Here is a 21,841-nt window from a genome sequence, read left to right on the forward strand (position 1 = left end):
AGATGTCAGCTCCCCGTCGGGCGGACCAGCGTGGCCGCCGTGCGCAGCAGGATGCAGAGATCCCGCCACAGCGACCAGTCGTCGATGTAGGCGTTGTCGAAGCGGCAGCGGTCCTCGATCGAGGTGTCGCCGCGCAGCCCGTGGATCTGAGCGAGTCCGGTGATGCCGGTACGCATCCGGTGCCGGGCCGCGTAGCCGGGGTACGTCTCGCTGAACTGGGTCACGAAGTACGGCCGTTCGGGCCGGGGGCCGACGAGGCTCATGTCGCCGCGGAGCACGTTCCACAGCTGGAGCAGTTCGTCCAGCGAGGTGCGCCGCAGCATGCGGCAGAACCAGCGCATCTCGTGCTCGCCCGCCACGCTCCACCGGGTCGCCGACTCGTGCTCGTCGACCGGCCGGTGGGTGCGGAACTTCAGCAGCGTGAACGGCTCCCCGTTCCGGCCGATGCGCTCCTGCCGGAACACCACCCCAGGCCCGTCGGCCAGCCGCAGCGTGACCGCGCACACCAGCAGCAGCGGGGCGACCAGCAACAGCAGCGTCCCCGAGACCAGGACGTCGAGCATCCGCTTGCCGAAGCGGTCGCCGCGCGCCGGGGCGAAGTCCAGCCGCCGGCACGAGAACCCGGCCAGCCGCTCCCGCGTCGGGTACGGCGCCGGTTCGGCGTCGACCTCCCACACCGTGCAGCCCGCCCCGGCCAGCGCCCGCAGCAGCGGCCCCTGTTCGGCCCGTACCGACGGATGGACGGCGAGCACGGCCCGCACCCCGTTCTGGACGACCGCCCGCTCGACCTCCTCGTCCGTACGCAGCACCGGGACGCCCTCGACGCCGTCCGGCCGGTCGGCGACGATCCCCACCGGCCGCACTCCGCAGCGCGGATGGCGCAGCACGGCGGCGGCCACGCGCTGCGCGGTCGCCGCCGGCCCGATGACGAGCGCGGCCCGCGGACGGCGCCGCAGCGCCGCCCGCCGCCGCCCGTGCACGACCGCGCGCAGCAGGCACGCCGCCGCCGTCTGCACGGCGGCTCCGGCCAGCACGGTGCCGGGGGACAGCGCCGAGTCCGGCCGGTACGCGGCCCACAGCGCCGCGCCGGCCAGCCAGACCGTCACGACACGGCCGCACACGGCGGGCAGTTCGTCCAGCGCCGCCGCGGGCCGCGCGTCGCGCGGGCGCAGCAGCAGCGACAGCCCGGCCAGCAGGACGAGGAGCAGAGGCAGACGCCGGTCACCGAGGAGGAGCAGTGCGGCCGGCAGTACGGCGGCGCCGTCCGCGACGAGCAGCGGCAGCCGCGCGGCCGGCCGGGGCGGTACGGACGGCAGCCGCGGACCGGTGCCGCGCGGGGGCAGGACGGAGACGGACGGGAAGAATCCGTGCTCCCGCGGCGATACGCCGGGGGAGGGCACGGTACGTTCGGCGGTCACGAGTGGATGGACTCCCTGTGCTCGGATGGCTCGACGGGCGGTGTCGTCCGGCCGGCCCCGGCGTCTTCGCCCGTCCGGGCCGGACGCGCACCGGGCGCGGCGTGCCGGGTGCCGAGCAGGTCGTGGTAGACGTCGGCGACCGCCCGCGCGGTGTGCCGTACGTCGTGGAGGGTCAGCACATGGCGGCGGCCCCGCTCGCCGAGGGACGTGCGCAGCGGCGGGTCGAGCAGCAGCGCGCCGACGGCGGCCGCCAGGGCCCCCGGGTCCTCCGGCGGCACCACACAGGGGGCGGCGAAGGAACGCGGCAGACTCTCGCGGGCGCCGTCGACGTCCGTGACGACCACGGGCCGCCCGCACGCCATCGCCTCCAGCGGGGCGAGCGCCATGCCCTCCCAGCGGGACGGCAGGACGACCACATCGGCGGCCCGGTACCAGGGGGCGGCGTCGGCGACGGCCCCCGCGAACAGCACCGACGAGGGGGCGGCCGCCCGCAGCCGGTCCCGGTCGGGGCCGTCGCCGACCAGTACCAGCCGGGCCCCGGGCACCTGTTGCCGTACGGCGGCCCAGGCGCGCAGCAGGACGTCCTGCCCCTTCTGCCGGCACAGCCGCCCCACACAGACCGCGAGCGGCGCCTGTGCGGGGAGCCCGGCCAACTGCGCGAGCCCGCTTCGTACGGGACCGGCGGGCGCCGGACGGAAACGGTCGGGGTCGATGCCGTTGGGGACGACGGTCCAGCGGCCGGTGATGCCGGCGTGCACGCCGGTGGCGCGTTCGGCCTCGCTCACACACACCACCCGCGCGGCCCAGCGCGCCGCCCACCGCTCCCAGCGCAGCGCCAGGGCCGCCGTGCCGCCGCCGACCGCCTCGAACGACCAGGCGTGCGGCTGGAACACGGTGGGGATGCGGCCGCGGACCGCGAGCCGTCCGGCGAGCCCGGCCTTCGCGCTGTGCGCGTGCACCACGTCGGGGCGGACCTCGTCGATCAGCCGGGCCAGTTGCCGTACCTCACGCGCGAGCGAGGGGCCCGGCGAACGCCCGGCGTTCCAGGGCCGTACCTGCGCGCCCAGCGACCGGAGCCGGCCGGTGAGCGCGCTGTCGGGGCAGATCGCGGTGACGTCCAGGCCGTCGGCGAGCTGCGCCCGGACCAGGTCCGTCACGACGCGGGCGACCCCGCCGTCCACCGGCTGGGTCAGATGCAGGACCCGGGGCCGGTGGGCGGGGGACGGCATGTCCACCGGCGCGGTCTCGGCGCTCACGAAGGAGCTCGGCGTGTTCACCGCCGGGCGTCGACGGCGGCGAAGAGTACGCCCGCCCAGGCCGCGTCCCGCTGGGAGGTGAGCCGGAGGACCGCCCGGTCACCGGCGCGCGACAGACCTCCCGAGAGGTCGAACACGTCTGAGTCGTAACCGAGGGTGTTGGCGTACGACGGCACCCGCGCGGGGGCGGTGCCGGCGTCGGTGATGGTGGAGTTGAGGACGTCGTCGGAGGGGTTGGCCCGGTCGGCCAGCGCGGCGGGGGCGGACTCGCCGGCGGTCAGCACGAGCGAGTCGCCGTCGGTGCCCCGGTCGCCGTTGTACGCCACCAGTCCCGCCCGGCCCCCGGCGCCCGCCGCGAACGGCAGGTTCCGCAGCGGCATCTCCACGCCCGAGCGGCCGCCCAGCGGGGCGAAACCGTCCCAGAGCGCGAGGTGCCGCAGCGGCTCCGCCGCGTTCTCGTAGGCCACCACCAGCGTCCAGCCGCCCCAGGTCCCGGCGGCCGACCTGCCCATGGCCACATTGACCTGCGCCACCGTGTACAGACCCGGCTCGCTGTCCCGCACCAGCTCCGTCACGTCCGCCGAGGCCTGGAAGGCGTCCGCGCCGTCCGCCACGCGGTGCCCGACCAGCGTGTCGGCGAGCAGTTCCTTGTACTCCCCGCCGGGTTCGGCGATCAGCACGCGCCCGTTGTCCTGCCACGGCTTCTGTTCACCGGCGAGCAGATTGCCGCCCCAGTACAGCCGGGCGTACGTCACCCGGGAGCCGGAGGGCAGAGCGACCTCCGCGCGGGAGGAGTTGTAGGTGTTCGGGTCGCGGTCGACATCGATGTACGTCATGTCGAAGTCGCCGTTCGCCCCGTTCGCGCCGGCCCGTGCGTCACGGCACGAGGCCGCCGTCGTACGGCAGGTGGCGGAGGCGTTGGCCGCCCGCACGATGCCGCCGTGCTGGAGCGCGTGGTAGCGCTGGGCGAAGGGGAGACCGTCCGCCTCGGGGGCGGGCGCGGCCGGCGCCGCGTTCGCGGAGCCACAGGGTGCCCACACCACGGCGAGGGAGAGGACGCCCACCGCCGCACGGCGAAGCAGCTGACCCAGGGATTGGCGCATGACCGTCGGAGCCTTTCGGAAACAGGGCGGCGGTGGCAGGCAGCGGGGACGAGTGCGATGCGTCCGCCCGAGAGAGTGCTTCGGAGACTCGCAACTCTAGTCATCAAACGGACAAACTCCCCGAAATTCGGTGAAAGGTGGCAAGTGTGTTGGAATCGTGAAACCGAGAGGGCCCGGCCCACTGCCCCGCCGGGCTGAACACGCGGTCGGGTGACGAGTGGGAACCCCGGATGGCGCAGCCCCGGTTGCGGGGCCGTACGAGCACTCCCACGGTGGGCTTCAAGATCCGTGGAAGCCCTCGAAAGGAATCCCCATGCGCGCTCTGCCTGCCCGGCGCATCGCACTCGGCGCACTGTGCGCCGCCCTTCTCGCCGGGGTCACCGGCCCCGCCGCCATGGCGGCCGACACTCGTCCCACGCCGACCGAGCCGCTCGCACAGGTCAGGACCGTCGACGCGCGCGAGCACGGACTCACCCCGGTCGTCGACCTGCTGAACGCCGTACTCGAGGCGGACGACGGCCGGCTGCCCGCCGAAGAGGCCCGCAGACTGGGCGACGCGGCGCGCGCCGCCCTGGCGAAGCCGGCCGACGACGACCCGGCGACGACGATCGAGTCGTCCTCGGTCACGACGAACGACACGTCCCTCACCGAGGCCGACCTCACCAGCGAGGAGGCAACCGCCCTGCGTGAGGTCCTCGACGGCCTCCTCGCCCTGCTCCGGCCCGAATCCGCGGCGGCGACCGGGACGGAGACGGAGACGGAGACGGACACGGCCACCGAGACCACCTCGGACACCAGCGCCACCCCCCAGGTGTCCTCCGTCGTCGACGAGTTGGTGGCCCGGGCGCACGATCTCGTCGCCGCGCTGCTCGGCACCGGACCCCAGGCGTCGACCCTGCCCGCCCCGGCCGCCGCCCCCGCCGCCGAACCCGCGCGGACACCACTGCTCCCGGGCGTCACACTGCCGGCGCTCACCTCCGTACTGGTGCCGTCCTCGTAGAACTCTCATATGAGGACTTGGCAATCTTGGTCTTCACGGTTTCCGCTTCGGCCGGGCATCGTTAGGCACGGCGACAGAATTCCCCTCCGGCGACCGCCCCCCGCGTTGCCGAAGAAAGGAACACGATGAAGTCCCTGAAGGCTGCCGCCGTCCTCGCCGGAACCCTGATCGCCGCCGCTGCCGCCGCGCCGGCGTATGCCCAGGAGTCCACAGAACTGGCGTCCACCGGACTCGACACCGGCCTGCGCACCGCGGTCCCCTTCGAGCTGATGCCGCTCCACGAGTCCGAGTCGGCCGGCACCGACGGCACCACGGTGCTCGACACGACGAAGGAAGCGGCCGCCGTGGTGAACGACGCCAAGCCGGTCCACGGCGACCTGGGGCTGCACGCCTGACATCACGCCCTGCGACGACCGGCCCCCAGTTTCCACCGGGGGCCGGTCGTCGTTTGCCGGTACGGAAAAACCGTACGGACAAGGGAGCGTGACCGATGGCCACCGGCATCCGGAGAACCCCGAAAGCACCGCGGAACGGCAGAACACGGCGGGACGTGATGGCACGCGGAGCACTCGCCGCCGCCCTGACACCGCTGCTCACCGCCTTCCGCACGCCCCGGTCGGCCAACGACGACGGCGCGTCCTTCGACCGCGTCCACCGGGGCCGCCGCATCCGGGGCACGCGCGACGCGGACGGCCACTGGCACATCACCCTCGACGGCCGCCCCCTGCACCTGATGCGGCGCGCCGACGGCACCTGGCTGAGCATGGTCGACCACTACTGCTCGTACCCGGCCCCGCTCGACGCCGCCCGCGCCGCCGTGGACGCCCTCGCCCCCGGCGAGCAACTCAGGGGAGGCGGCCATGGCGTACGTGCGTAAGGACGCCGCCACCCTCACGGCGGGCGAGAGACGCCGGTTCGTGAACGCGCTGCTGGAGGTCAAACGACGCGGCGAGTACGACGAGTTCGTGCGCACGCACCTCGCGTACTTCGCCTCCGACGGCGAACGGGGGCTGCGCACCGCGCACATGGCGCCCTCCTTCCTGCCCTGGCACCGCAGGTTCCTGCTCGACCTGGAGGAAGCCCTGCGCCGGGTCGACCCGTCGGTGACCCTGCCGTACTGGGACTGGACCCGTGACCGCACGGCCGGCTCCTCGCCGTGGACGGCGGACCTCCTCGGCGGCGACGGCCGCCGCTCCGATCTCCAGGTGACCACGGGCCCGTTCGCGTACCGGGAGGGCGACTGGACCATCCGGATCGGCGTGACCGAGGGGGAGTTCCTCACCCGCGACCTCGGCCGCCGCGCCGACCCGATCGCCCTGCCGACCAAGAGCGACCTGGAACAGGCGCTGAAGGAACCGGCGTACGACGTGCCGCCCTGGGACTCGACGGTCACCCGGGGCTTCCGCAACCGGCTGGAGGGCTGGGGGACCGGGCGGGGCAGCGCCTCGTGGCGCAACCACAACCGGGTGCACCGCTGGATCGGCGGGGCCATGCTCGGCGCCGCCTCCGTCAATGACCCCGCCTTCTGGCTGCACCACGCCTTCGTCGACCTGCAGTGGTACCGCTGGCAGCGCAGACACCGCGGCGCACGCTATCTGCCCGCGACCGCGCCGGGCCCCGGTGACGAGCAGCACGGCCGGGTCGTGTCCCGCCGGGAGAAGCTCCCGCCGTGGGACGTGACCCCGCGGGAACTGGAGGACGTCGGCGCCGTCTACCGCTACGCGTAACACGCGGGACGGCACGCGGACACGCGAAGAGCCCCGGCGCCCGAGGCGGCCGGGGCTCTTCGCGCGAGGCCCTACTTGTTGACGCAGTAGTTGCCGACGGCGGGGTTGAGGAAACCGATCACGTTCACGGTGTTGCCGCACACGTTGATCGGCGCGTGGACCGGAACCTGGACCACATTGCCCGACGCGACGCCGGGCGAGTGGACCGCGGCACCCTCCGCGCCGGAGTGCGCCGAGGCCATACCGGCGCCGCTGATCACGACGGCACCCGTGCCGAGAGCCAGGGTGGCCGCCTTCGCGATGCGAGACATCACGTTCTCCTTACTAGGTCAGGTAAACACGGCCCCTCACCAGCGGCCGTACTCCCCACTCAACGCGCCGCATCGCCCCGGGTTACGCCAAATGTCCAGGGATCACACTTTGGCCCGTATTCGATCCGGACGCGGACCCCGCCGACGCCTGCCGTTCGGCCATCTGGGACGCCCTCGCGCGCCGCTGACCTGCGTCTTCACAGAAAACCTACGCGATTGGGCGTTTCCGTTGCGAAGGGTTGCAAACTGTCACCTATAGTCATGACTGTCGGTAAACGGGCCATAACGGTCCGTGTCGACACAAACGAGAAACGGAGAGGTAATGCGTAAGTTCCAGAAGGCTGCCGTTGTCGCGGCCATGCTCGGCAGCGTTGGCTTCCTTGGCGCCGGCGTCAGCTACGCCGGTGACAACCCGGGCTTCGAGCTCAACAGCGAGCAGACCACGACCTGTGCCCAGGACAACTCGGTCCAGTCGCTGATCTCGATCGACGACGTCAACGCCGGCGTGGGCGCCCTCCTGGGCCTCGGCAACGCGGAGAACACCGAGGTCAACGCGGTGGCTTGCTCGTCGAACCTCGGCTGAGCAGTCGCGTGAGGTGACCCGGGCGGGTTCCGGGGTCCGAGCCGATGCGCCACGGACCCCGGGCCTGCCCGGCTCCCTGCCACTCCATGACCGTCAAGGGAAAAAGGCTGATGTTCCAGTTGAAGAGGATCGCTGCGGCGGGCCTGGTGGGAAGCCTCGCGGTGATCGGTCTCGGTGCCGCCCAGGCCGCCGGCGCCGACAGCCCCGGCAACTGCACCGAGGACAAGCAGGGCCATGTGCGCTGTGTCCAGGTGAGCGAGTACCGGATCACCGAGAAGAGCGGAAAGGTCCGCGTCGGCAACGAGGCGTCGCAGACCTGCTCCGGCAAGGGCCGGCTCACCTGCACCAACTCGTACGACGCCCGCGGCGGGAAGTCCTGACGTGACGCGCGTCGGCGTTATTCGACGATCTCCCCACCGGGCCGATTGTGTGAGATCGCGACAGCAGCGCGAAGTGTCTTTTTCTGCCATCTGAATGCCGATCGGCGTTTCGCTATCAATTGCCGCAAAAGTCGCCTTAGGTTTGGCGACTGTCACCGACCGGTCCGTCCAGGATCGCGTCACCTCGAGAATGGAGAAGTAATGCGCAAGTACCAGAAGGCCGCTGTCGTGATGGCCATGCTCGGCAGCGTCGGCTTCCTGGGCGCCGGCGTCAGCCACGCCGGCGACGACCCGTCGGTGGAGCTCAACAACAGCCAGAAGACGACCTGCGCCCAGGACAACTCGGTCCAGTCGCTGATCGCCATCGACGACATCAACCTCGCGGTCGGCATCCTCGGCCTCGGCAACGCCGAGAACACGGAGACCAACAGCGTGCAGTGCGCCAGCAACCTCTCGCTGGGCGAGGACTGATCACCTTCCGGTGATGTGGGCAGGTCCCGGGGTCCGGTCGTATCCGACCGGTCCCGGGCCTGCCCGTTTCGTTGGCCGTTGAGGCAACCGTAACGGCGCCGCCGTACAGCCGCGGCGGGGCCGGGCGTCGAGGAATGAGCAGATGTTCAAGTCGAAGAAGATCACAGTGGTGGCGGGCCTTCTGGGGAGCGTCGCCCTGATGGGCCTCGGCGTGGTCCAGGCCGTCGCCGTCGAGAACCCCGCGAAGTGCGCCGACGACGGCAGGGGGCATGTGCGCTGCGAGGATGTGCGCGAGGACCACGTCAGCGGCGACAAGGCCGGGAAGCTCAACCTGGTCGAGGAGGGGGCCGGCGCCCTGCTCGGCGGCGGGAAGTCCTGACGCGTCGCGTCGGTCATGAGGAAGGGCCGGAACCCGCCGACGGGTTCCGGCCCTTCCTCATGACCGACGTCATACCGGGGCGGCGGCGGACGCGGCACGGGGCGTCTCGACGGCGTGGCAGTACGGCAGGCCGTGGACGGGGCGGTCGGTGCAGAAGCGGGCGATCAGGTCCGCGGACTCCTCACGGCGCTCGACCGTCACCAGATGGTCCGCCTCCTTGACCGTGGTGAACAGGGCCCCCGGCATCGCCGCGGCGAGCTCCCGGCCCATCTGGGGCGTGCACAGGGTGTCGTACTCCCCGGTGAACACCAGCGTCGGCACCTCGGGGACCGGCAGCGGCTCGTAACAGCCGTGCGTCACCAGCCTGGTGTTGTGCTCGACGGCCTTCCTGATCTCCTCCGGCGTCTGGGTCAGGAACTGCCGCTGCAGCAACCGCGCCACAGCCGCGTGCCTGCGCACCCGGCCGGCCTCCGGATTCGACATGAACAGCTGGACGAGTCCGTCGGCGGCTCCCTCGATGTCGCCCCGCTCGAGCGCGTGCGCGAGGCGCGGTACGGCATCGGTGTACGCGTCGGGGAGCCGGCTCGCCGCGGCCGCGAAGACGATCCGCCGGACGGACGCCGGATGACGCTGCGCGAACCGCAGACCGACCACCTCCCCGAAGCAGCCGCCGAACAGATTCACCTCCGGCACACCGATCTCCGTCAGCATGTGCTGGATGGCGTCGGCCAGGAAACCGATGTCGTATCGGGCCGGCAGGAAGTCCGAGCCGCCGTAGCCGGGAAGGTCCACGGTGATCAGCGTGCACAGCGGAGCCAGCCACTTCTCGTGGCTCTGCCAGGAGTACCGGTTCTGCGACGAACCCCCGAGCAGCAGCAACGGAGCGGTCCGCGGCGCGCTCTGGTGAACGATCCGGCACGCGTACCCGAATCCCTCGAACGTGAGGCCCCGCTCCTCCACGGAATCCTGGGCGGCGGTGAGGGCAGGGCGCATGAGCGGCTCCGGGAAAGGCGGAACGACGGCGAACCGTTCCATGATTACCAGGAACCTTGCAAATATGGCGTAATCACCCCAAGGTGGGCGATCCGGAAAGTGGCGTGGTCAGTGGTGGAAGCCGACGCGGGCGGAGTCGTGGGGGCGTCCCTCGGTGAGGTGCTTGATCGCTCTGCGCATGTCCTGGGCGAGGAGCTCGATCTCGTCGCGGTCGACGCCGTGCCGCACGAGGGCGCGCTGGATCACGGTCTCCTGGCGGTCCGGGGGGAGCGGATAGGACGGGACCTGCCAGCCGCGCATGCGGAGCTGGTCGGACAGGTCGTACAGGCTCCAGCCGGTCGAGGCCGGGTCGGTCAGGGTCCAGGAGGCGGCGGGCAGTGCTCCGGTGCCGTCGTAGAGCAGGGTGAACGGGCCCATGCCGGCAACCTGTCGGCCGAGGTGCTGTGCGGTGTCGGCGCAGGCCTGGTGGACGCGCCGGTATCCCTCGCGGCCCAGGCGCAGGAACATGAAGTACTGGGCGACGACCTGGCCGCCGGGGCGGGAGAAGTTCAGGGCGAGGGTGGGCATGTCGCCGCCGAGGTAGTCGACGTGGAAGACCAGGTCGTCCGGCAGGGCTGCCCTGTCGCGCCACAGGGCCCAGCCGACGCCGAGCGGGGCCATGCCGTACTTGTGGCCGGAGGCGTTGATCGAGGCGACCCGGGGCAGCCGGAAGTCCCATTCCAGGTCGGGGTGGAGGAAGGGGGCGATGAAACCACCGGAGGCCGCGTCGATGTGCAGCGGGACGTTCAGACCGGTCTCCGCCTGCAGGCGGTCGAGTTCGGCCGCGATCTCCGCCACCGGCTCATAGGTGCAGGTGTAGGTCACCCCGAGGATCGCCACGACGCCGATGGTGTTCTCGTCGACGTACTGGCGCAGTTGGTGTGCCCGCAGGCCGGTGGCGCCCGGTTCCACCGGCACCTGGCGCAACTCCACGTCGAAGTAGCGGGCGAACTTCTCCCAGCACACCTGCACCGGCCCGCACACCAGGTTCGGCCGGTCGGCGGGCCGGGCGGCCGCGCGCCGGCGGTCGCGCCAGCGCCACTTCAGGGCGAGGCCGCAGAGCATGGCGGCCTCGCTGGAGCCGGTGGTGGAGCATCCCACGGCGGGCTCGGCGTCGTCGGAGCCGACGGGGGCATGCCACAGGGAGGCGAGGATGTTGACGCACCGGGCCTCGATCTCCGCGGTCTGCGGATACTCGTCCTTGTCGACGATGTTCTTGTCCAGGCACAGGTCCATGAGGTCGCGGACCTGGTCGTCGGTCCAGGTGGTGCAGAACGTGGCGAGGTTCTGGGCCGCGTTGCCGTCGAGCAGGAGCTCGTTGCGCAGCAGCTGGTGGACCACGTGCGGGGGCGCCGGCAACTCCGGCATGGCCCGCTTGGGCAGGGGCCTCTCACTGATGGGCGATGTGAAGACATCGGCCGCCGGATCCGCGGTCGTCTCCCGGGCGTTGTGCAGAGCCACCGCCGGCCCCTCTCGCGTCGTCTGTCGTCTCCGCCTCGGACGCTACGGGCGGCGGACCGCACCGGACAGCGGGCGTACTCCACTCGGGGAACGACATGACCCGCAGCCGCGCCGCACGGCGGACGCCGGGGAGGCGAGGGCAGGGGAGGGGATCGGTCCTGCACCGGGCCGGGCGGCGGGATCGAACGGCGGCCCCGGACCGGCGCTTCGCCGGATCCGCGAGAGGCCGGGCCTGCGGGGCCGGTCCACGACCGCCGGCGCACCATACGTGCCCCGGCTGCTCGGGCCTGCTCTGGACGGCGGTCCGCCGGCCGCCGGGCAAGGGCTGTTGCCGACAGACGCCGTCGGAACCACGGAACACCCTGGAGGGAGGACCTCCTCCGGGGCGTTCTGCCGGCTGGCGCCCCCGGCAGGACTCGAACCTGCGGCCAAGCGCTCAGAAGGCGCTGCTGGAGCCGCCCGCTCGGGGTATCCGCCTGAGCATGCTTGCTGTAGTGGCCTACCGCTCGTACCACGGTGCGACGACCGTATGGGCCTTCGTGGTCGCCATTCTCATCGTGCTGGTGGCGGGTTGGTACATCCGGCGCCGAAGATGAGTATGGCACCCACAGACCCCATTCTCGGGATCCGGCAGACCGTTACGGACGGTTGATCGGGATCTCGTAGACGATCTCGCAGTGGAGACGGCGGGCACCACGATGCCGCCGTCTCCACGGGCCGCCCCTGGTCGCTGTAGTACGTCCGGCGGATGTGCGTGACGAGCGCGGACTTCTGGATGCCCAGGAGTGACGCTTCCTCGGCGGTCCCCTGCCTCGGCTCCGGCTGCTCCACGGCGTGGCTGACGGTCATGGCCTGTGCCCGCCCACCGACACCGGACGAAGCATCGACCCTCCGGACCAACTCCAACGCGCTCACACGCGTCGCGACCGATCCCACCGGGCGAGTCGTCGAGACCGTGCTCCCGGTGTTCCCGGGGGACCGCGTCGACGCCGTCTTCACCACCCACCACGTGACCGAAGAGAGGCAGACGCAAGCATGACGGCACCGGACGAACCGCGACTCCTCGCGCCTCCTGCCGCGCGGCGTGCTGAAACGGGCCTCGGTGGTCGTTCGTCGATCCGGGTGCGGACGCTCCTGTGCACGGTTGTTCGCCGTTGTCGACGTCAGCTGGTGACGTCAGTCGACGGGCACAGACGGCTCAGCTTCCTACAGCTCTGACCAGGGGTGCGGCTCCGTGTAGGCGTGCTCCCCGCGGAAGAACCAGTCCGCCAGATCCGTCAGCCGCTCGACGCATGCGGCGTAGTACTCCTCCGGCTCCGGCCGAGGGAAGTTGGGGTGAGCAGTCCACGAGGGAACGTCCGTGGCGACGTGGTAGTACCCCTCTGCCAACCAGCGGGGGAGCTCCTCGGCTTCCTGCAAGCGTTCGCAGACAGTGCGCATGGCTTTCTCCAGCCGGGAAAAGGCGTCCCGGTCCCAGACCAGATCACTTCGCAGCCCCAGCAAGAAGCTTCCGGGCTCGGAACGGAACTCGTGCTCCAAGGTCTTCAAAGCTTGGTCCATGGCGGGCATGCTGCCAGGCCCACCGTCCACGACGTGCGGGGAGGGGGATGGGTTCTCGACGGACAAGCGAAGGCCTGTCTTGTGCTGACAATGGCCGCCAGGCAGTGGTCGATGACCGTGGCCGACGCGTGCTTGTTTGCCGCCTCGGCACCTCCTTGCTGCCCCGATACCCAGGCCTGCGAGAGTGGTCCCGTGCTGCTGGATCCTGAGAACACCCTGTTCGTCCGTGGTGTCACGCCCGTGCTCCTGCTGGCCGACGCGCCTGTCCACGATGCCTTGCCGCTCCTGACCGCGCCGGACGGGGCGGTGCCCTTGTGCGAGGGCTGGAGCATCGTTCCCCGACTCACCCTGTGCGTCGTAGACGGGCCTGGGGACCACGGGCTCGTCGTCCCCGCTCTCGCTGCGCCGGTGGTCGGCGGAGCCGACAACGGCAGGGCATCGAGCGGCATGGGCGACTGGTGTGCGGATGCCGAGCAGGCTGGCGGAGCGGTCGTCCTGTCTCTGGACCACATGCCCGACGCCCTCGACTGGTCTGCCCTGCTGTCCTCGGGCACCGCCCGCGGCGGCTTCGTGCCTGCGCCGGCCTGACCGTCGGTGCGCCGGACTCGCAAAGCGAGCGTTACGCCTGTCGGCTTTGCGAGCCTTGAACTCCGGACCTCTTCTGATCCGAGTGTCTGAGGGTCTCCGCCAGGCGTCGGCTTCGTGGCGCACACGGCAGCATCCAATACGCCCCTGGGCTTCTGCGTATCCTCGGCTTGGCGCAGGGGGCGAACATGTGGGACGGGCCGTTCTACCGGGTGCGACGCGAAGGCTACGAGATCTGCTTCGTGCCCGGCGCAGGTGAGGATCTGGCCGAGGTGGACGACATCGACATGTGGGTGATCCTCGATGATGGCGACCGCTGGTCCGGCACTGTGTACACCCTGGATGTGGTGCGGCGGAACATGGACCGCTGGCGTGATACGGGTGAGTGCTTGGGCGGCAGCTACTTCTGGGTCTGGGATGGCCTGATCGTCCGCGATCCGGGCATCCCCGCCATGGTCCGTGTCATCGACCACCTTGTGAGCACAGGCGAGTACCGTACGGCGCTGCGCCACGTGGGGCCGGAAGAGGACCTGGACTGAGAGGACGCCGTCCGGGGCTGGTACGGGGCACTCCTGCGGCAGAGTCATGCTTACTTCTTCTTGCCCTGGGTCGTGTCCTTGTCTCCCTCGTTCCGCCGGACGCGGGCGCACCGGACACCAGGAGTGCCCTCAGCCCTCGGAGGGGGTGTTCCTGCGGCGGGTGATGATCAGGCCCGCTCCGCCCACGACGACCAGGCCGATCGCGGTGCCGGTGATCCACGGGGTGGCGCTGGAGGCGCCCGTTTCGGCGAGGTTGGTGTCGGTGGGAGTGACCGCGAGGGGGGTCGGGGACGGGCCGGACAGGGTGTGGGTGGTGGTGCCGATCTCGGCGGCCCGGGTCACGCAGTCGAGCTTGCCGGTGAACCGCTGCTCGAAGCCGCCCGGACCCTCGACCGTGAAGTCGTACGGCAGGTCCTCGCTCACCGGGACCGTCACCGTCCGGGACTTGCCGCCCGCGACGGTGTACTCCGCCCCGGCCAGCTCGAAGACGAACGGCTCGTCGTCCTGGTTGGCGACGGTGACGTCCACACCGCCCTTGGCACAGTTCTCGCGGGCGGACAGCGCGGGTATCGCACCCTCGAGCGCCCAGGTCGCGCTCGCCGTCGCCGAGACGGTCGACTCGCTGGAACCGGCCAGGATCTGCGTCTGGCTGCGGCTGTCGGAGACGAAGGCGCGGCCGACCGGGACCGTCGTGGAGGCCTGCGCGGTCAGTCTCACGGTGTCCGCCGCCGCGTCCTCGGGGACCTCGAAGAAGAGCCGACCGCCGTCGGTGGCGGTGGTGACGGGCTCGCCGTCCTTGTCCACGATCCGTACGCCGGTCGTGGTCGCGTCCGCCGGCGGGGAGACCGTGACGCTGCGCGCGTCCGTGTGCACCGTCACCGGACCGAGCAGCTCACCCGGGCGGCCGGAGACCGCCGGCGGGTCGAGGGTCAGCGACGCCTTCGGTTCCGCCTCGCCGCGGGCGTTCTTCTGCAGGTAGTCGGCGAGCTGCTCCGCCTGGGGGTCGACGGCGTCCACGTCGACGGCGTCGGAGTAGCGCCAGATCGCCACCTGGGTGCCGGCCGCCGCGTCCTGCTCGGTGAGCTGCCCGCGTACACCGGCCTTCTTCGCGAGCGCCGCGAGATCGTTGACCTGCGGGTAGGAGTTGCGCAGGATCCAGCGGATGCGGCCGGCGTCCTTGTTGGTGCCCAGCGACGTCCCGGCCCAGGCGGTCTCGTGGTACTTGGCGTCCTTCTGCGTCGGCGTCTGGATGTCGACGCAGTACGTGTGCAGCATGCCGCCGCCCTCGACGGACATCTCGAACAGTCCCGCCGACACCTGCTGGTCCCCGGCGGCGCCGCGTATCACCGCGTCGCCGTAGGTCTTGAGGCCGCCTATGGTCGCGGCCGCCCCGCTGTGCCCCGGCGCCGTCTCGTCGCCGGCGGCGGCGGCCGTCCCGGCACCGGCCAGTACGGCGGTGGTGACGAATCCGGACGCCAGCGTTGCTGCGGCGAGGCGGGCCGACCCGCGTCCGCGCACGGACCGCGCGGAGAACGAAGCAAACACCGAAATCCTTTCCGAGCGGGACCCGTTGACACGGGGGGACGGTCCCACCAGCACATTTCATCGGCCCCAGAGCGCCGGGAGCCATGCCCGGCATCCTAAGGAGGCGGCAGAGCGCGCTTGCCGGTGATCGCGTCGGAGGGCTGATCCGACTCGGAATCGTTATCGCGGAAGCCGCCGCGAGCAGGGCTTATCGACAAATCCACACAGGATGGTTCGGTATGCATCTGCCGATAAGCCTCAGTTCGGTCGGCGTCCGGACCGGGCGGAGCGCGCGGCTGACGTCATGTCACGACAACGGGCTCCGGCGCGGGTTGGACCGCCACGTCGTCCGATGCCGGCGAACCGTCCGGCGCGCTCTCCCAGTTGGGTTCGGCCCGGTCCGTCGCCGGTGTCTGGTCCGGTCGCTGCGCGCGGCGGAAGGCGGTCGTGCCGCGGGCCAGGTCGTGGCCGATCGACACCGCGTCGATGTCCGCCGACATCCAGCCCTGCTGTCCCTCGCGGGTCTCCGTGCGCACCTTCAGCCGGCCCTGGACGATCACCGGTTCGCCCACCGACAGCGAGGCCGCCGCGTTGGTGGCGAGCTGCCGGTTGGCCCACACCGTGAAGAAGTTGGTGTGGCCGTCCGCCCAGGCGCTCTTCTCCCGGTCCCAGTACCGGGACGTGACCGCGATCCGGAACCTGGCCGCGGGGCCCGACGCCGTCTCCCGGTACACGGGCCGTGTCGCCATGTTGCCCACCACGCACACCATCGTCTCGTTCATCCTCGTACTCCCTCCCTCGCCCGGACCCGCCGGCCGCACGGGGCGGCATCGGCGGGCGCCGGGCTGAAACGCGTACGGGCCCTCCCGTACGGCCGCCGTCCGGCGTGACGACCGCGGACCGTTCCGCGATCGCCGTGCAAGCCAGACTGCCCCCGTCGGGCCGGGCCCGCCGAGCGCTGTGGACCACCTCCGGCCTGGGGACAACCCCGCCACCCGAACGAGGCGCTCCGCCCTTACCGTCGGCGCCGGCCGCCCTCACCCCCGACCGGCCACCCCCACCCCCGCGACCCGCCCGTACTGCTCCCGTACCTCCCGGTACCGCAGCAGTTCCGCCGCCACCGGATCCAGGACGCGGGCCCGGCCGCACCCGGCCGCCGCATCCCGCAGACGTCTCTCCGCCTCCAGCCCGTACCGCCGTGCGGGCCCCCGGGCCGCCATGCGGCAGCTCCACTCGATCAGCGGGCCGCCGACGATGCCGATCGCCATCAGCAGCACCGGCACCCCCAGATTCGGCGCCATGAGGCCGGCGATCTGCGCCACCAGCCACAGCCCGCCGACGAACTGAAGAACCGTCATCGAGACCTGCGCCAGCACGGCCACCGGCCACCACCCCGGCCGCGGCGGCCGCCCCGGCGGCAGTCCCGCGCGCACGGCCAGCTCGTCGAGCGCCTCGGGCAGCCCCTGCGAGCCGCGTACGGCCGCCTCCCGGACCGCCTGCGCCCACGGGGCAGGCAGTCCGCCACAGGCGCGGTCGGCCACCGTACGCACCGCCTGCTCCACCCGCTGCCGGGCCGTGGCCTCCTCGTCGGGCTGCCCGCGCGGGGCGACCCGGCCGGTGGACGGCTCGCTCCGCTCCTGGCACCAGCGCCACAGTCGCAGCCAGGGCGTGCCGCACGCGCGGTTGGCGTTGCGCAGCCACGCGCGTTCCGCCGCCTCGCCCGCCGCGGTGGCGCCGACGGCGTCCGCGAGCCGGTCCGAGAACTCCTCACGCGCCTCCTCGCTCAGCCCGGTGCGCCGGCGGGTGGCGTACACGGGCCACAGCCGGGCCGCCGCGATGTCCACGTCCGCCGAGATCCGCCGCGACGGGGCGCCGCGTTCGGACACGAACCGGGCGAGGGACTCCCGCAGTTCGCCGATCCCGTCCCCGGTGAGCGCGGACAGCCCCTGCACGGTCGTACCGGGCTCGCCGTACTCCCCCAGTACGATGCCGTCCTCGTCGAGCAGCCGCCGCAGATCGTCCAGGACCTGGTCGGCGGCCTCCCCGGGCAGCCGGTCGGTCTGGTTGAGGACGACGAACATGACCTCCGCGTGGGCGGCCATCGGCCGCAGATAGCGTTCGTGCAGCATGGCGTCGGCGTACTTCTCCGGGTCGACGACCCAGATCACCGCGTCGACCAGCCCCAGGACACGGTCCACCTGCTCCCGGTGCTGGACGGCCGCCGAGTCGTGGTCGGGCAGATCGACCAGGACCAGCCCGCGCAGCCGCTCGTCGGCGTCCGCGGTCGCCTGCAGGGGGCGCCGTCTGAGGCGGGGCGGGATGCCGAGGCGTTCGATGAGGGGCGCGGCGCCGTCGCTCCAACTGCACGCGATGGGCGCGGCGGTGGTCGGCCGGCGTACGCCGGTCTCCGAGATGGGCACTCCGGCCAGCGCGTTGAACAGCTGTGACTTGCCGCTCCCGGTGGCGCCGGCGATGGCGACGACGGTGTGCTGTCCGGAGAGCCGGCGCCGCGCGGTGGCCTCGTCGAGGATCCGGCCCGCCTGGGCGAGAGTCCGGTTGTCGAGCCGGGTGCGGGAGAGCCCGATCAGCTCGCGCAGCGCGTCGAGCCGCGACCTCAGCGCCGGGTCGTACGCGAGCGGGATCACGGGCTGCGGCGCGGGGACGCGGGCCGCCGTCGCCGCGGACTGCTCCTCGCCGTTCACGCGGCGTGCGATCAGTCCGTCGTCCCACGGGGTCGCCGTATCCGTACGGGATGATCCTTCGGCGTCGCGATCGGGTTGCCCGGTGTGGTCCTGGTCAGTGACGGCGGTCACCGGTCACCTCTCCTTCTGCAGTACGGACAGGGCGGCGATGAGTTCGGCCTGGGGTTCCGCGTGCACGTCGAGCGCGTCGAGCGGGGCGAGCCGGCGTTCGCGTTCGGCGTGCATGACGCCGTCCACGTGCGCGACGAGGAGCCGTCCGCCCCGGTCGCGCAGCCGCAGCGCGCCGTGTGCGCCGATCCGCTCGGCGAGGCCCTCCCCGGCGGTGCGGGCCCGGCGGCCGCCCAGCAGCGCCGTGGCGACCAGCGCGGCGACCATCTCGGGGTCGGGGGCGATGCTGCGGTCCAGCTCCCGCACCTCGTCCTCGGCGAACTCCTCGAGTTCGCGCCGCCAGCGGCGTACGGCCAGCCCGATACGGTGCTCGGCGCTCGCGGGGGCACGCTCGCGGCCGGCGAGTTCCGGGGCGTCCGCGGCGGGCTCGCGCCGCCAGGCGTCCTCGACACGCTCGTCGGCGGCGGCCACGGCGCACAGCAGCAGCGCGCTCAGGCTCTCCACCAAGGTGTCGAGGAGTTCGCCGGGGGTGCAGTCCAGGGGGAAGGCGCGCCACCGTTTGAGCGCGTCCCCGGCGAGTACGGCCCCGGCCTGCAGCCGGCCGCGCACACGCGCGTGCTCGCTGTCGTACGCCCCGTCGACGGCGGAGGTGAGCCGCAGCGCGGCGGCGTACTGCGCGGCGGCGGCACCGGCGAGTCCGGGCATACGGGCGTCGAGGGAGTCGAGGACGCCGTACGCGGTGCGGCCCGTCACCTGCTGCCGGGCGGCGGGATCGAGCGTCTGGTGGACCAGCCAGGTGCGCAGCGACGCCACGGCGGTGGCGGGCAGCAGCCCGCCGCCCCAGGCCGACTCGGGCAGCTCAGGCACGGTGAAGCGCGGTACGTCGCCGAGTCCGGCCTTGGTGAGCAGGGCGCCGTAGTGCCGTGACACCTCGGAGACGACCTGGTGGGGTACGCGGTCGAGGACGGTCACCAGAGTGACGTCGTACTCCTTGGCGGTGCGCAGCATGTGCCAGGGGACGGCGTCGGCGTAGCGGGCGGCGGTGGTGACCATCACCCAGATGTCGGCGGCGGTGATGAGTTCGGCGGCGAGGACCCGGTTGTCGGCGACGAGGGAGTCGACGTCGGGCGCGTCCAGGAGGGCGAGGCCGGGCGGCAGGGTGTCGGCGGTCTCGACCCGCAGCACCCGCGCGGGGTTCTCGCCGGGCAGCAGCAGGTCGTCGGCGGGGTCCCGGTGGTGGGGCACCCACACACGCGTGAGGTCGGGCAGCACCCGCATCCCGCTGAACCAGTGGTGGTCCTCCGGATGGCAGACGAGCACCGGGGTGCGTGTCGTGGGCCGCAGCACGCCCGCCTCGCTGACCCGGCGGCCCACCAGGGAGTTCACCAGCGTCGACTTCCCGGCCCCGGTGGACCCGCCGACGACGGCCAGCAGAGGCGCCGAGGGGTCTCTCAGCCGGGGCACCAGATAGTCGTCGAGCTGCGCGAGCAGTTCGTCGCGGCTGGCACGCGCGCGTGCGGCCCCCGCGAGGGGCAGCGGGAAGCGTGCGGCGGCGACACGGTCGCGCAGGGCGGAGAGTGCGTCGAGCAGCTGGGGCCGTACGTCCAAGGTCACCACATGCGAAGAATGCCCAATTTTAGGGGAATTCTGAAGCATATGCGCATGTCTGCGCGCCGACAGGACACAAGGGATGGAAGGGGCGACCGTGACGTGTGCACAGGCCAGGCATAACGAGTGCACAACACCCGGTGCGCGAGAGGCCAAAAGCGGTGCACGATTCGTACCTGCCTGCGATTATCAGGACCGCTTCACCGAACCTCCACATCGAGCCACGGAGGAGCGGCAACAGGGGCAAGGATGCGGGAGCCCTATCCTTGTCTCCGGCACCGTCAGGGACAGCCCGCACCCGGGCACCACGACGACAGGCCACCACACCGGCCCCCGTAGCTCAGTGGATAGAGCAGGCGCCTTCTAAGCGCTTGGCCGCAGGTTCGAGTCCTGCCGGGGGCGCCACTCTCCGCCCTCCCGACCGGGAGGGCTCTTCGCTGGTCGGAACGCATTCCAGCCGGCACGACGAAGCCCCGGACGCCCTCTTGATGATCAAGGGCGGGCTCCGGGGCCGTCCGGCTGTCACCGGGTTTTCGCGGGTGGCCGTGTCGCATACAAGTCGAAGTCCCCGGCCGGCGATCAGCCGGCGCCCGGGCGCCTCCGGCGGGTCCCCCGCGGCTTCGAGCCGCCGTTTCAGGTCTCGCAACTGCCCGTCGGCGCATCGGGCGTAGGTGGCGAGCAGCACAGCCACGCTGTTCCCGGCCCACTCCGCCACTTGGGCGGGCGGGATGCCGTCGCTGAGCCACTTGGGCAGTCGTGTATGCCAGTTGGACGTGAGCCTGTGGATAGCCACCCCGGAGTTCGAAGAAGCCATCGGACAGAAGCGCGCAGAGCTTGATGCAGAGGTGCCGGCTGACGCCAAAGGCGCTCTCGTGTGGGCTTCAGCAGCTGGTGTCCAGGCCGCGGTCCAGCAGCCTCGGATCGAGGAACTGCTGCGCGCACGGGAGACCTTCGTGGAAGAGCTGTTCGACGCGCTGCTGGATGAACCGGGCTTCCCCGGAGCCGCCCACTTCGCACCGCAGCCATAAGAAACGACGTCCAAAGCGGTGCTCACGCGCCAGCCGGCTCAGGGCAAAGGGGGAGAAGCCGGCGGACTGGTCGAGGTGGTCAGGGGTCGTGAACCGCATGCCGCGATCGGCATCGCCGTCAGCCACGCTGTGGAGCAGCCGGAGCCCCGGCAGGCGACCGCCGAGGAGGCTTCACTTCTTGGCATCCAGAAGGGCTCACTCGTCACGCATATCCGGCGGACGTATTACAGCGACCAGGGCCGCCCCGTGGAGGCCGCGGACATCGTGGTGCCCGCCGCGCTCTGCGAGATCGTCTACGAGATTCCGATCAGTCGCTAGCCGCGTAGTGGGGTAGCGGGCTCAGGGCAGGAGCCGAGACGGGGACCTCAGTCGAGGGTGGTCCAGGGTCCGCTGGTTTCGTCCTTCGAGATCCACAGCTGGGGCTGACTCGCGCGGCAGTACTCCTGCGCGTGGTCGTCCCAGGGGAACCGGCCCTCCTTGTCTGGCCAGAAGAGCTGGGTGATCGGAAGGGGAGGCGCCTGGTAGAAGTCGATCCCGGCACCGAAGAAGCTTCGGTACCAGCTCGGGTGCACCGGTCGGACAGCCACCGAGTGGCCGTTCAGGATGTCGTCACGAAGCTGGTCGGATTCCAGAGGGTGACCGTTGCGGATCTCCCGCCCCGCGACGTTGAGGACGGACATCATCGTCTCGACCCGCAGGCCGAAGATGCAGACCTCTGGGCTGCGCAAGGTGTGCCACAGGCCGATCGAGTAGGCCCAGTCCGCCGGTGCCTCGTCCCCGGCTCCGACACCCATCACGTGCCAGCCGTGGGCGGTCACATTCGCGGCTATGTGACCGTCGCGTTCGTCCGAGGCCGGGGCGTCCGTACGGGGTGCGCACAGGAGGCAGAAGCAGGGAGAGTCACTCACCCGAGGAAGGTTACGACGTCCTGATCATGGCAGGTGCTGGGCCGTCCCCGGGCCGTGCGAGGGTGCCCGAGGCCGACCGGTGGCGACCGACAGTGACAGGCGAGGCTCAGGCGGCATCCGGGAAAGGCCAGGTCAGGGCCCCCGGGTGGAACGGGTTT

At 71.7% G+C, this 21,841-nt stretch carries 24 protein-coding genes, 1 tRNA gene and 3 pseudogenes; 15 read left to right on the forward strand and 13 right to left on the reverse strand.

What is annotated here, in order from left to right:
• Positions 1-5: 5 nt before the first annotated feature.
• The 3 genes from ACGFR9_RS19955 to ACGFR9_RS19965 are packed head-to-tail and all read right to left on the reverse strand — an operon-like array spanning position 6 to position 3,777.
• Positions 6-1,418, reverse strand: a complete 1,413-nt coding sequence (locus ACGFR9_RS19955) for an exopolysaccharide biosynthesis polyprenyl glycosylphosphotransferase (protein ID WP_393210189.1) — start codon at positions 1,416-1,418, stop codon at positions 6-8.
• Positions 1,415-2,647, reverse strand: coding sequence for a glycosyltransferase (locus tag ACGFR9_RS19960; protein WP_393210436.1), 1,233 nt, complete (start codon positions 2,645-2,647; stop codon positions 1,415-1,417). Before ACGFR9_RS19960 ends, ACGFR9_RS19955 begins: the two co-directional genes overlap by 4 nt.
• A 44-nt stretch (positions 2,648-2,691) precedes the next feature.
• A complete protein-coding gene (locus ACGFR9_RS19965; RefSeq protein WP_393210192.1) occupies positions 2,692-3,777 on the reverse strand; it encodes a DUF3344 domain-containing protein in 1,086 nt (361 codons plus the stop codon).
• Between the two features lie 313 nt (positions 3,778-4,090).
• Between ACGFR9_RS19965 and ACGFR9_RS19970 the strand changes: the two genes are divergently transcribed.
• From ACGFR9_RS19970 to ACGFR9_RS19985, 4 genes are all read left to right on the forward strand, one after another.
• Positions 4,091-4,777, forward strand: a complete 687-nt coding sequence (locus tag ACGFR9_RS19970) for a hypothetical protein (RefSeq protein ID WP_393210195.1) — start codon at positions 4,091-4,093, stop codon at positions 4,775-4,777.
• Positions 4,778-4,902: 125 nt separating this feature from the next.
• Positions 4,903-5,172, forward strand: coding sequence for a hypothetical protein (locus tag ACGFR9_RS19975; protein ID WP_393210198.1), 270 nt, complete (start codon positions 4,903-4,905; stop codon positions 5,170-5,172).
• 158 nt (positions 5,173-5,330) lie between these two features.
• Entirely contained in the window at positions 5,331-5,654 is a 324-nt protein-coding gene (locus ACGFR9_RS19980) for a tyrosinase family oxidase copper chaperone (protein ID WP_393210201.1), read from the forward strand.
• Positions 5,638-6,504: a tyrosinase family protein gene (locus ACGFR9_RS19985; RefSeq protein WP_393210204.1), complete on the forward strand. Its 867-nt coding sequence runs from the start codon at positions 5,638-5,640 to the stop codon at positions 6,502-6,504. Before ACGFR9_RS19980 ends, ACGFR9_RS19985 begins: the two co-directional genes overlap by 17 nt.
• Before the next feature lie 71 nt (positions 6,505-6,575).
• On the opposite strand, the gene ACGFR9_RS19990 is transcribed toward ACGFR9_RS19985, so the two are convergent.
• Positions 6,576-6,815 carry a chaplin gene (locus ACGFR9_RS19990; protein WP_393210207.1) on the reverse strand — a complete coding sequence of 80 codons (240 nt, stop codon included), beginning with the start codon at positions 6,813-6,815 and terminating at the stop codon, positions 6,576-6,578.
• Between the two features lie 322 nt (positions 6,816-7,137).
• Here ACGFR9_RS19990 and ACGFR9_RS19995 point away from each other — a divergent pair, with 322 nt between their 5' ends.
• The 4 genes from ACGFR9_RS19995 (at position 7,138) to ACGFR9_RS20010 (ending at position 8,628) form a co-directional block, all read left to right on the forward strand.
• Positions 7,138-7,398: a hypothetical protein gene (locus ACGFR9_RS19995; RefSeq protein WP_393210210.1), complete on the forward strand. Its 261-nt coding sequence runs from the start codon at positions 7,138-7,140 to the stop codon at positions 7,396-7,398.
• Positions 7,399-7,484: 86 nt separating this feature from the next.
• Entirely contained in the window at positions 7,485-7,778 is a 294-nt protein-coding gene (locus ACGFR9_RS20000; protein ID WP_393210213.1) for a hypothetical protein, read from the forward strand.
• A gap of 201 nt (positions 7,779-7,979) precedes the next feature.
• Positions 7,980-8,249: a hypothetical protein gene (locus ACGFR9_RS20005; protein ID WP_393210216.1), complete on the forward strand. Its 270-nt coding sequence runs from the start codon at positions 7,980-7,982 to the stop codon at positions 8,247-8,249.
• 142 nt (positions 8,250-8,391) lie between these two features.
• On the forward strand, positions 8,392-8,628 hold the full coding sequence (locus ACGFR9_RS20010) for a hypothetical protein (RefSeq protein WP_393210219.1): 237 nt from the start codon (positions 8,392-8,394) through the stop codon (positions 8,626-8,628).
• A gap of 69 nt (positions 8,629-8,697) precedes the next feature.
• Here ACGFR9_RS20010 and ACGFR9_RS20015 read toward each other — a convergent pair whose 3' ends face one another.
• Complete coding sequence (locus ACGFR9_RS20015) at positions 8,698-9,621, reverse strand: alpha/beta fold hydrolase (RefSeq protein WP_393210222.1); 924 nt, start codon at positions 9,619-9,621, stop codon at positions 8,698-8,700.
• Between the two features lie 108 nt (positions 9,622-9,729).
• Positions 9,730-11,121 (reverse strand): glutamate decarboxylase, encoded by a 1,392-nt coding sequence (locus tag ACGFR9_RS20020; protein WP_393210225.1) that lies wholly within the window; start codon positions 11,119-11,121, stop codon positions 9,730-9,732.
• Between the two features lie 482 nt (positions 11,122-11,603).
• Here ACGFR9_RS20020 and ACGFR9_RS20025 point away from each other — a divergent pair, with 482 nt between their 5' ends.
• Positions 11,604-11,717: an LPXTG cell wall anchor domain-containing protein gene (locus tag ACGFR9_RS20025; RefSeq protein WP_158713673.1), complete on the forward strand. Its 114-nt coding sequence runs from the start codon at positions 11,604-11,606 to the stop codon at positions 11,715-11,717.
• Between the two features lie 42 nt (positions 11,718-11,759).
• On the opposite strand, the pseudogene ACGFR9_RS20030 reads toward ACGFR9_RS20025, so the two are convergent.
• A pseudogene (locus ACGFR9_RS20030) lies at positions 11,760-12,003 on the reverse strand (UTRA domain-containing protein); the annotation flags it as partial.
• Between ACGFR9_RS20030 and ACGFR9_RS20035 the strand changes: the two are divergent.
• Positions 11,978-12,160, forward strand: a pseudogene (locus ACGFR9_RS20035) (GntR family transcriptional regulator); the annotation flags it as partial. The pseudogenes ACGFR9_RS20030 and ACGFR9_RS20035 overlap by 26 nt on opposite strands.
• Positions 12,161-12,327: 167 nt before the next feature.
• On the opposite strand, the gene ACGFR9_RS20040 reads toward ACGFR9_RS20035, so the two are convergent.
• The gene (locus ACGFR9_RS20040; protein ID WP_393210229.1) at positions 12,328-12,561 is read right to left on the reverse strand and encodes a hypothetical protein; all 234 of its coding nucleotides are present in this window, start codon (positions 12,559-12,561) and stop codon (positions 12,328-12,330) included.
• A 312-nt stretch (positions 12,562-12,873) separates the two neighbouring features.
• Here ACGFR9_RS20040 and ACGFR9_RS20045 point away from each other — a divergent pair, with 312 nt between their 5' ends.
• Both ACGFR9_RS20045 and ACGFR9_RS20050 read left to right on the forward strand, forming a co-directional pair.
• Positions 12,874-13,269: a hypothetical protein gene (locus ACGFR9_RS20045; protein WP_393210232.1), complete on the forward strand. Its 396-nt coding sequence runs from the start codon at positions 12,874-12,876 to the stop codon at positions 13,267-13,269.
• A 185-nt stretch (positions 13,270-13,454) separates the two neighbouring features.
• A complete protein-coding gene (locus tag ACGFR9_RS20050; protein ID WP_393210439.1) occupies positions 13,455-13,805 on the forward strand; it encodes a hypothetical protein in 351 nt (116 codons plus the stop codon).
• A 129-nt stretch (positions 13,806-13,934) separates the two neighbouring features.
• Here ACGFR9_RS20050 and ACGFR9_RS20055 read toward each other — a convergent pair whose 3' ends face one another.
• The 4 genes from ACGFR9_RS20055 to ACGFR9_RS20070 all read right to left on the reverse strand — a co-directional run bounded on the left by ACGFR9_RS20055 (position 13,935) and on the right by ACGFR9_RS20070 (position 19,756).
• Complete coding sequence (locus ACGFR9_RS20055) at positions 13,935-15,350, reverse strand: Cys-Gln thioester bond-forming surface protein (RefSeq protein WP_393210235.1); 1,416 nt, start codon at positions 15,348-15,350, stop codon at positions 13,935-13,937.
• A 281-nt stretch (positions 15,351-15,631) separates the two neighbouring features.
• On the reverse strand, positions 15,632-16,111 hold the full coding sequence (locus ACGFR9_RS20060; protein ID WP_393210238.1) for a single-stranded DNA-binding protein: 480 nt from the start codon (positions 16,109-16,111) through the stop codon (positions 15,632-15,634).
• A 255-nt stretch (positions 16,112-16,366) separates the two neighbouring features.
• Entirely contained in the window at positions 16,367-18,142 is a 1,776-nt protein-coding gene (locus ACGFR9_RS20065) for a GTPase (protein ID WP_393210244.1), read from the reverse strand.
• A gap of 3 nt (positions 18,143-18,145) precedes the next feature.
• Positions 18,146-19,756 carry a dynamin family protein gene (locus ACGFR9_RS20070; protein WP_393210247.1) on the reverse strand — a complete coding sequence of 537 codons (1,611 nt, stop codon included), beginning with the start codon at positions 19,754-19,756 and terminating at the stop codon, positions 18,146-18,148.
• Between the two features lie 320 nt (positions 19,757-20,076).
• Here ACGFR9_RS20070 and ACGFR9_RS20075 point away from each other — a divergent pair.
• The 3 genes and pseudogenes from ACGFR9_RS20075 to ACGFR9_RS20085 form a co-directional block, all read left to right on the forward strand.
• Positions 20,077-20,152, forward strand: a tRNA-Arg gene (locus ACGFR9_RS20075).
• A gap of 368 nt (positions 20,153-20,520) precedes the next feature.
• Positions 20,521-20,775, forward strand: coding sequence for a hypothetical protein (locus tag ACGFR9_RS20080; RefSeq protein WP_393210250.1), 255 nt, complete (start codon positions 20,521-20,523; stop codon positions 20,773-20,775).
• Positions 20,776-20,854: 79 nt separating this feature from the next.
• Positions 20,855-21,093 (forward strand): annotated as a pseudogene (locus ACGFR9_RS20085) (UTRA domain-containing protein); the annotation flags it as partial.
• Between the two features lie 47 nt (positions 21,094-21,140).
• Here the strand turns inward: ACGFR9_RS20085 and ACGFR9_RS20090 are convergent.
• On the reverse strand, positions 21,141-21,683 hold the full coding sequence (locus ACGFR9_RS20090; RefSeq protein ID WP_393210253.1) for a DUF4262 domain-containing protein: 543 nt from the start codon (positions 21,681-21,683) through the stop codon (positions 21,141-21,143).
• Positions 21,684-21,841 lie beyond the last annotated feature (158 nt).

This window comes from Streptomyces sp. NPDC048584, from assembly GCF_043199595.1.
GTDB lineage: Bacteria > Actinomycetota > Actinomycetes > Streptomycetales > Streptomycetaceae > Streptomyces > Streptomyces edwardsiae.

Bases quoted from the DNA above. Each gene is read 5' to 3' on its own strand.
- ACGFR9_RS19960 (WP_393210436.1), bottom strand. From the start codon at position 2,647: ATGCCGTCCCCCGCCCACCGGCCCCGGGTCCTGCATCTGACCCAGCCG.
- ACGFR9_RS19965 (WP_393210192.1), bottom strand. From the start codon at position 3,777: ATGCGCCAATCCCTGGGTCAGCTGCTTCGCCGTGCGGCGGTGGGCGTC.
- ACGFR9_RS19970 (WP_393210195.1), top strand. From the start codon at position 4,091: ATGCGCGCTCTGCCTGCCCGGCGCATCGCACTCGGCGCACTGTGCGCC.
- ACGFR9_RS19975 (WP_393210198.1), top strand. From the start codon at position 4,903: ATGAAGTCCCTGAAGGCTGCCGCCGTCCTCGCCGGAACCCTGATCGCC.
- ACGFR9_RS19980 (WP_393210201.1), top strand. From the start codon at position 5,331: ATGGCACGCGGAGCACTCGCCGCCGCCCTGACACCGCTGCTCACCGCC.
- ACGFR9_RS19985 (WP_393210204.1), top strand. From the start codon at position 5,638: ATGGCGTACGTGCGTAAGGACGCCGCCACCCTCACGGCGGGCGAGAGA.
- ACGFR9_RS19990 (WP_393210207.1), bottom strand. From the start codon at position 6,815: ATGTCTCGCATCGCGAAGGCGGCCACCCTGGCTCTCGGCACGGGTGCC.
- ACGFR9_RS19995 (WP_393210210.1), top strand. From the start codon at position 7,138: ATGCGTAAGTTCCAGAAGGCTGCCGTTGTCGCGGCCATGCTCGGCAGC.
- ACGFR9_RS20000 (WP_393210213.1), top strand. From the start codon at position 7,485: ATGACCGTCAAGGGAAAAAGGCTGATGTTCCAGTTGAAGAGGATCGCT.
- ACGFR9_RS20005 (WP_393210216.1), top strand. From the start codon at position 7,980: ATGCGCAAGTACCAGAAGGCCGCTGTCGTGATGGCCATGCTCGGCAGC.
- ACGFR9_RS20010 (WP_393210219.1), top strand. From the start codon at position 8,392: ATGTTCAAGTCGAAGAAGATCACAGTGGTGGCGGGCCTTCTGGGGAGC.
- ACGFR9_RS20015 (WP_393210222.1), bottom strand. From the start codon at position 9,621: ATGCGCCCTGCCCTCACCGCCGCCCAGGATTCCGTGGAGGAGCGGGGC.
- ACGFR9_RS20025 (WP_158713673.1), top strand. From the start codon at position 11,604: ATGCTTGCTGTAGTGGCCTACCGCTCGTACCACGGTGCGACGACCGTA.
- ACGFR9_RS20040 (WP_393210229.1), bottom strand. From the start codon at position 12,561: ATGCGCACTGTCTGCGAACGCTTGCAGGAAGCCGAGGAGCTCCCCCGC.
- ACGFR9_RS20050 (WP_393210439.1), top strand. From the start codon at position 13,455: ATGTGGGACGGGCCGTTCTACCGGGTGCGACGCGAAGGCTACGAGATC.
- ACGFR9_RS20060 (WP_393210238.1), bottom strand. From the start codon at position 16,111: ATGAACGAGACGATGGTGTGCGTGGTGGGCAACATGGCGACACGGCCC.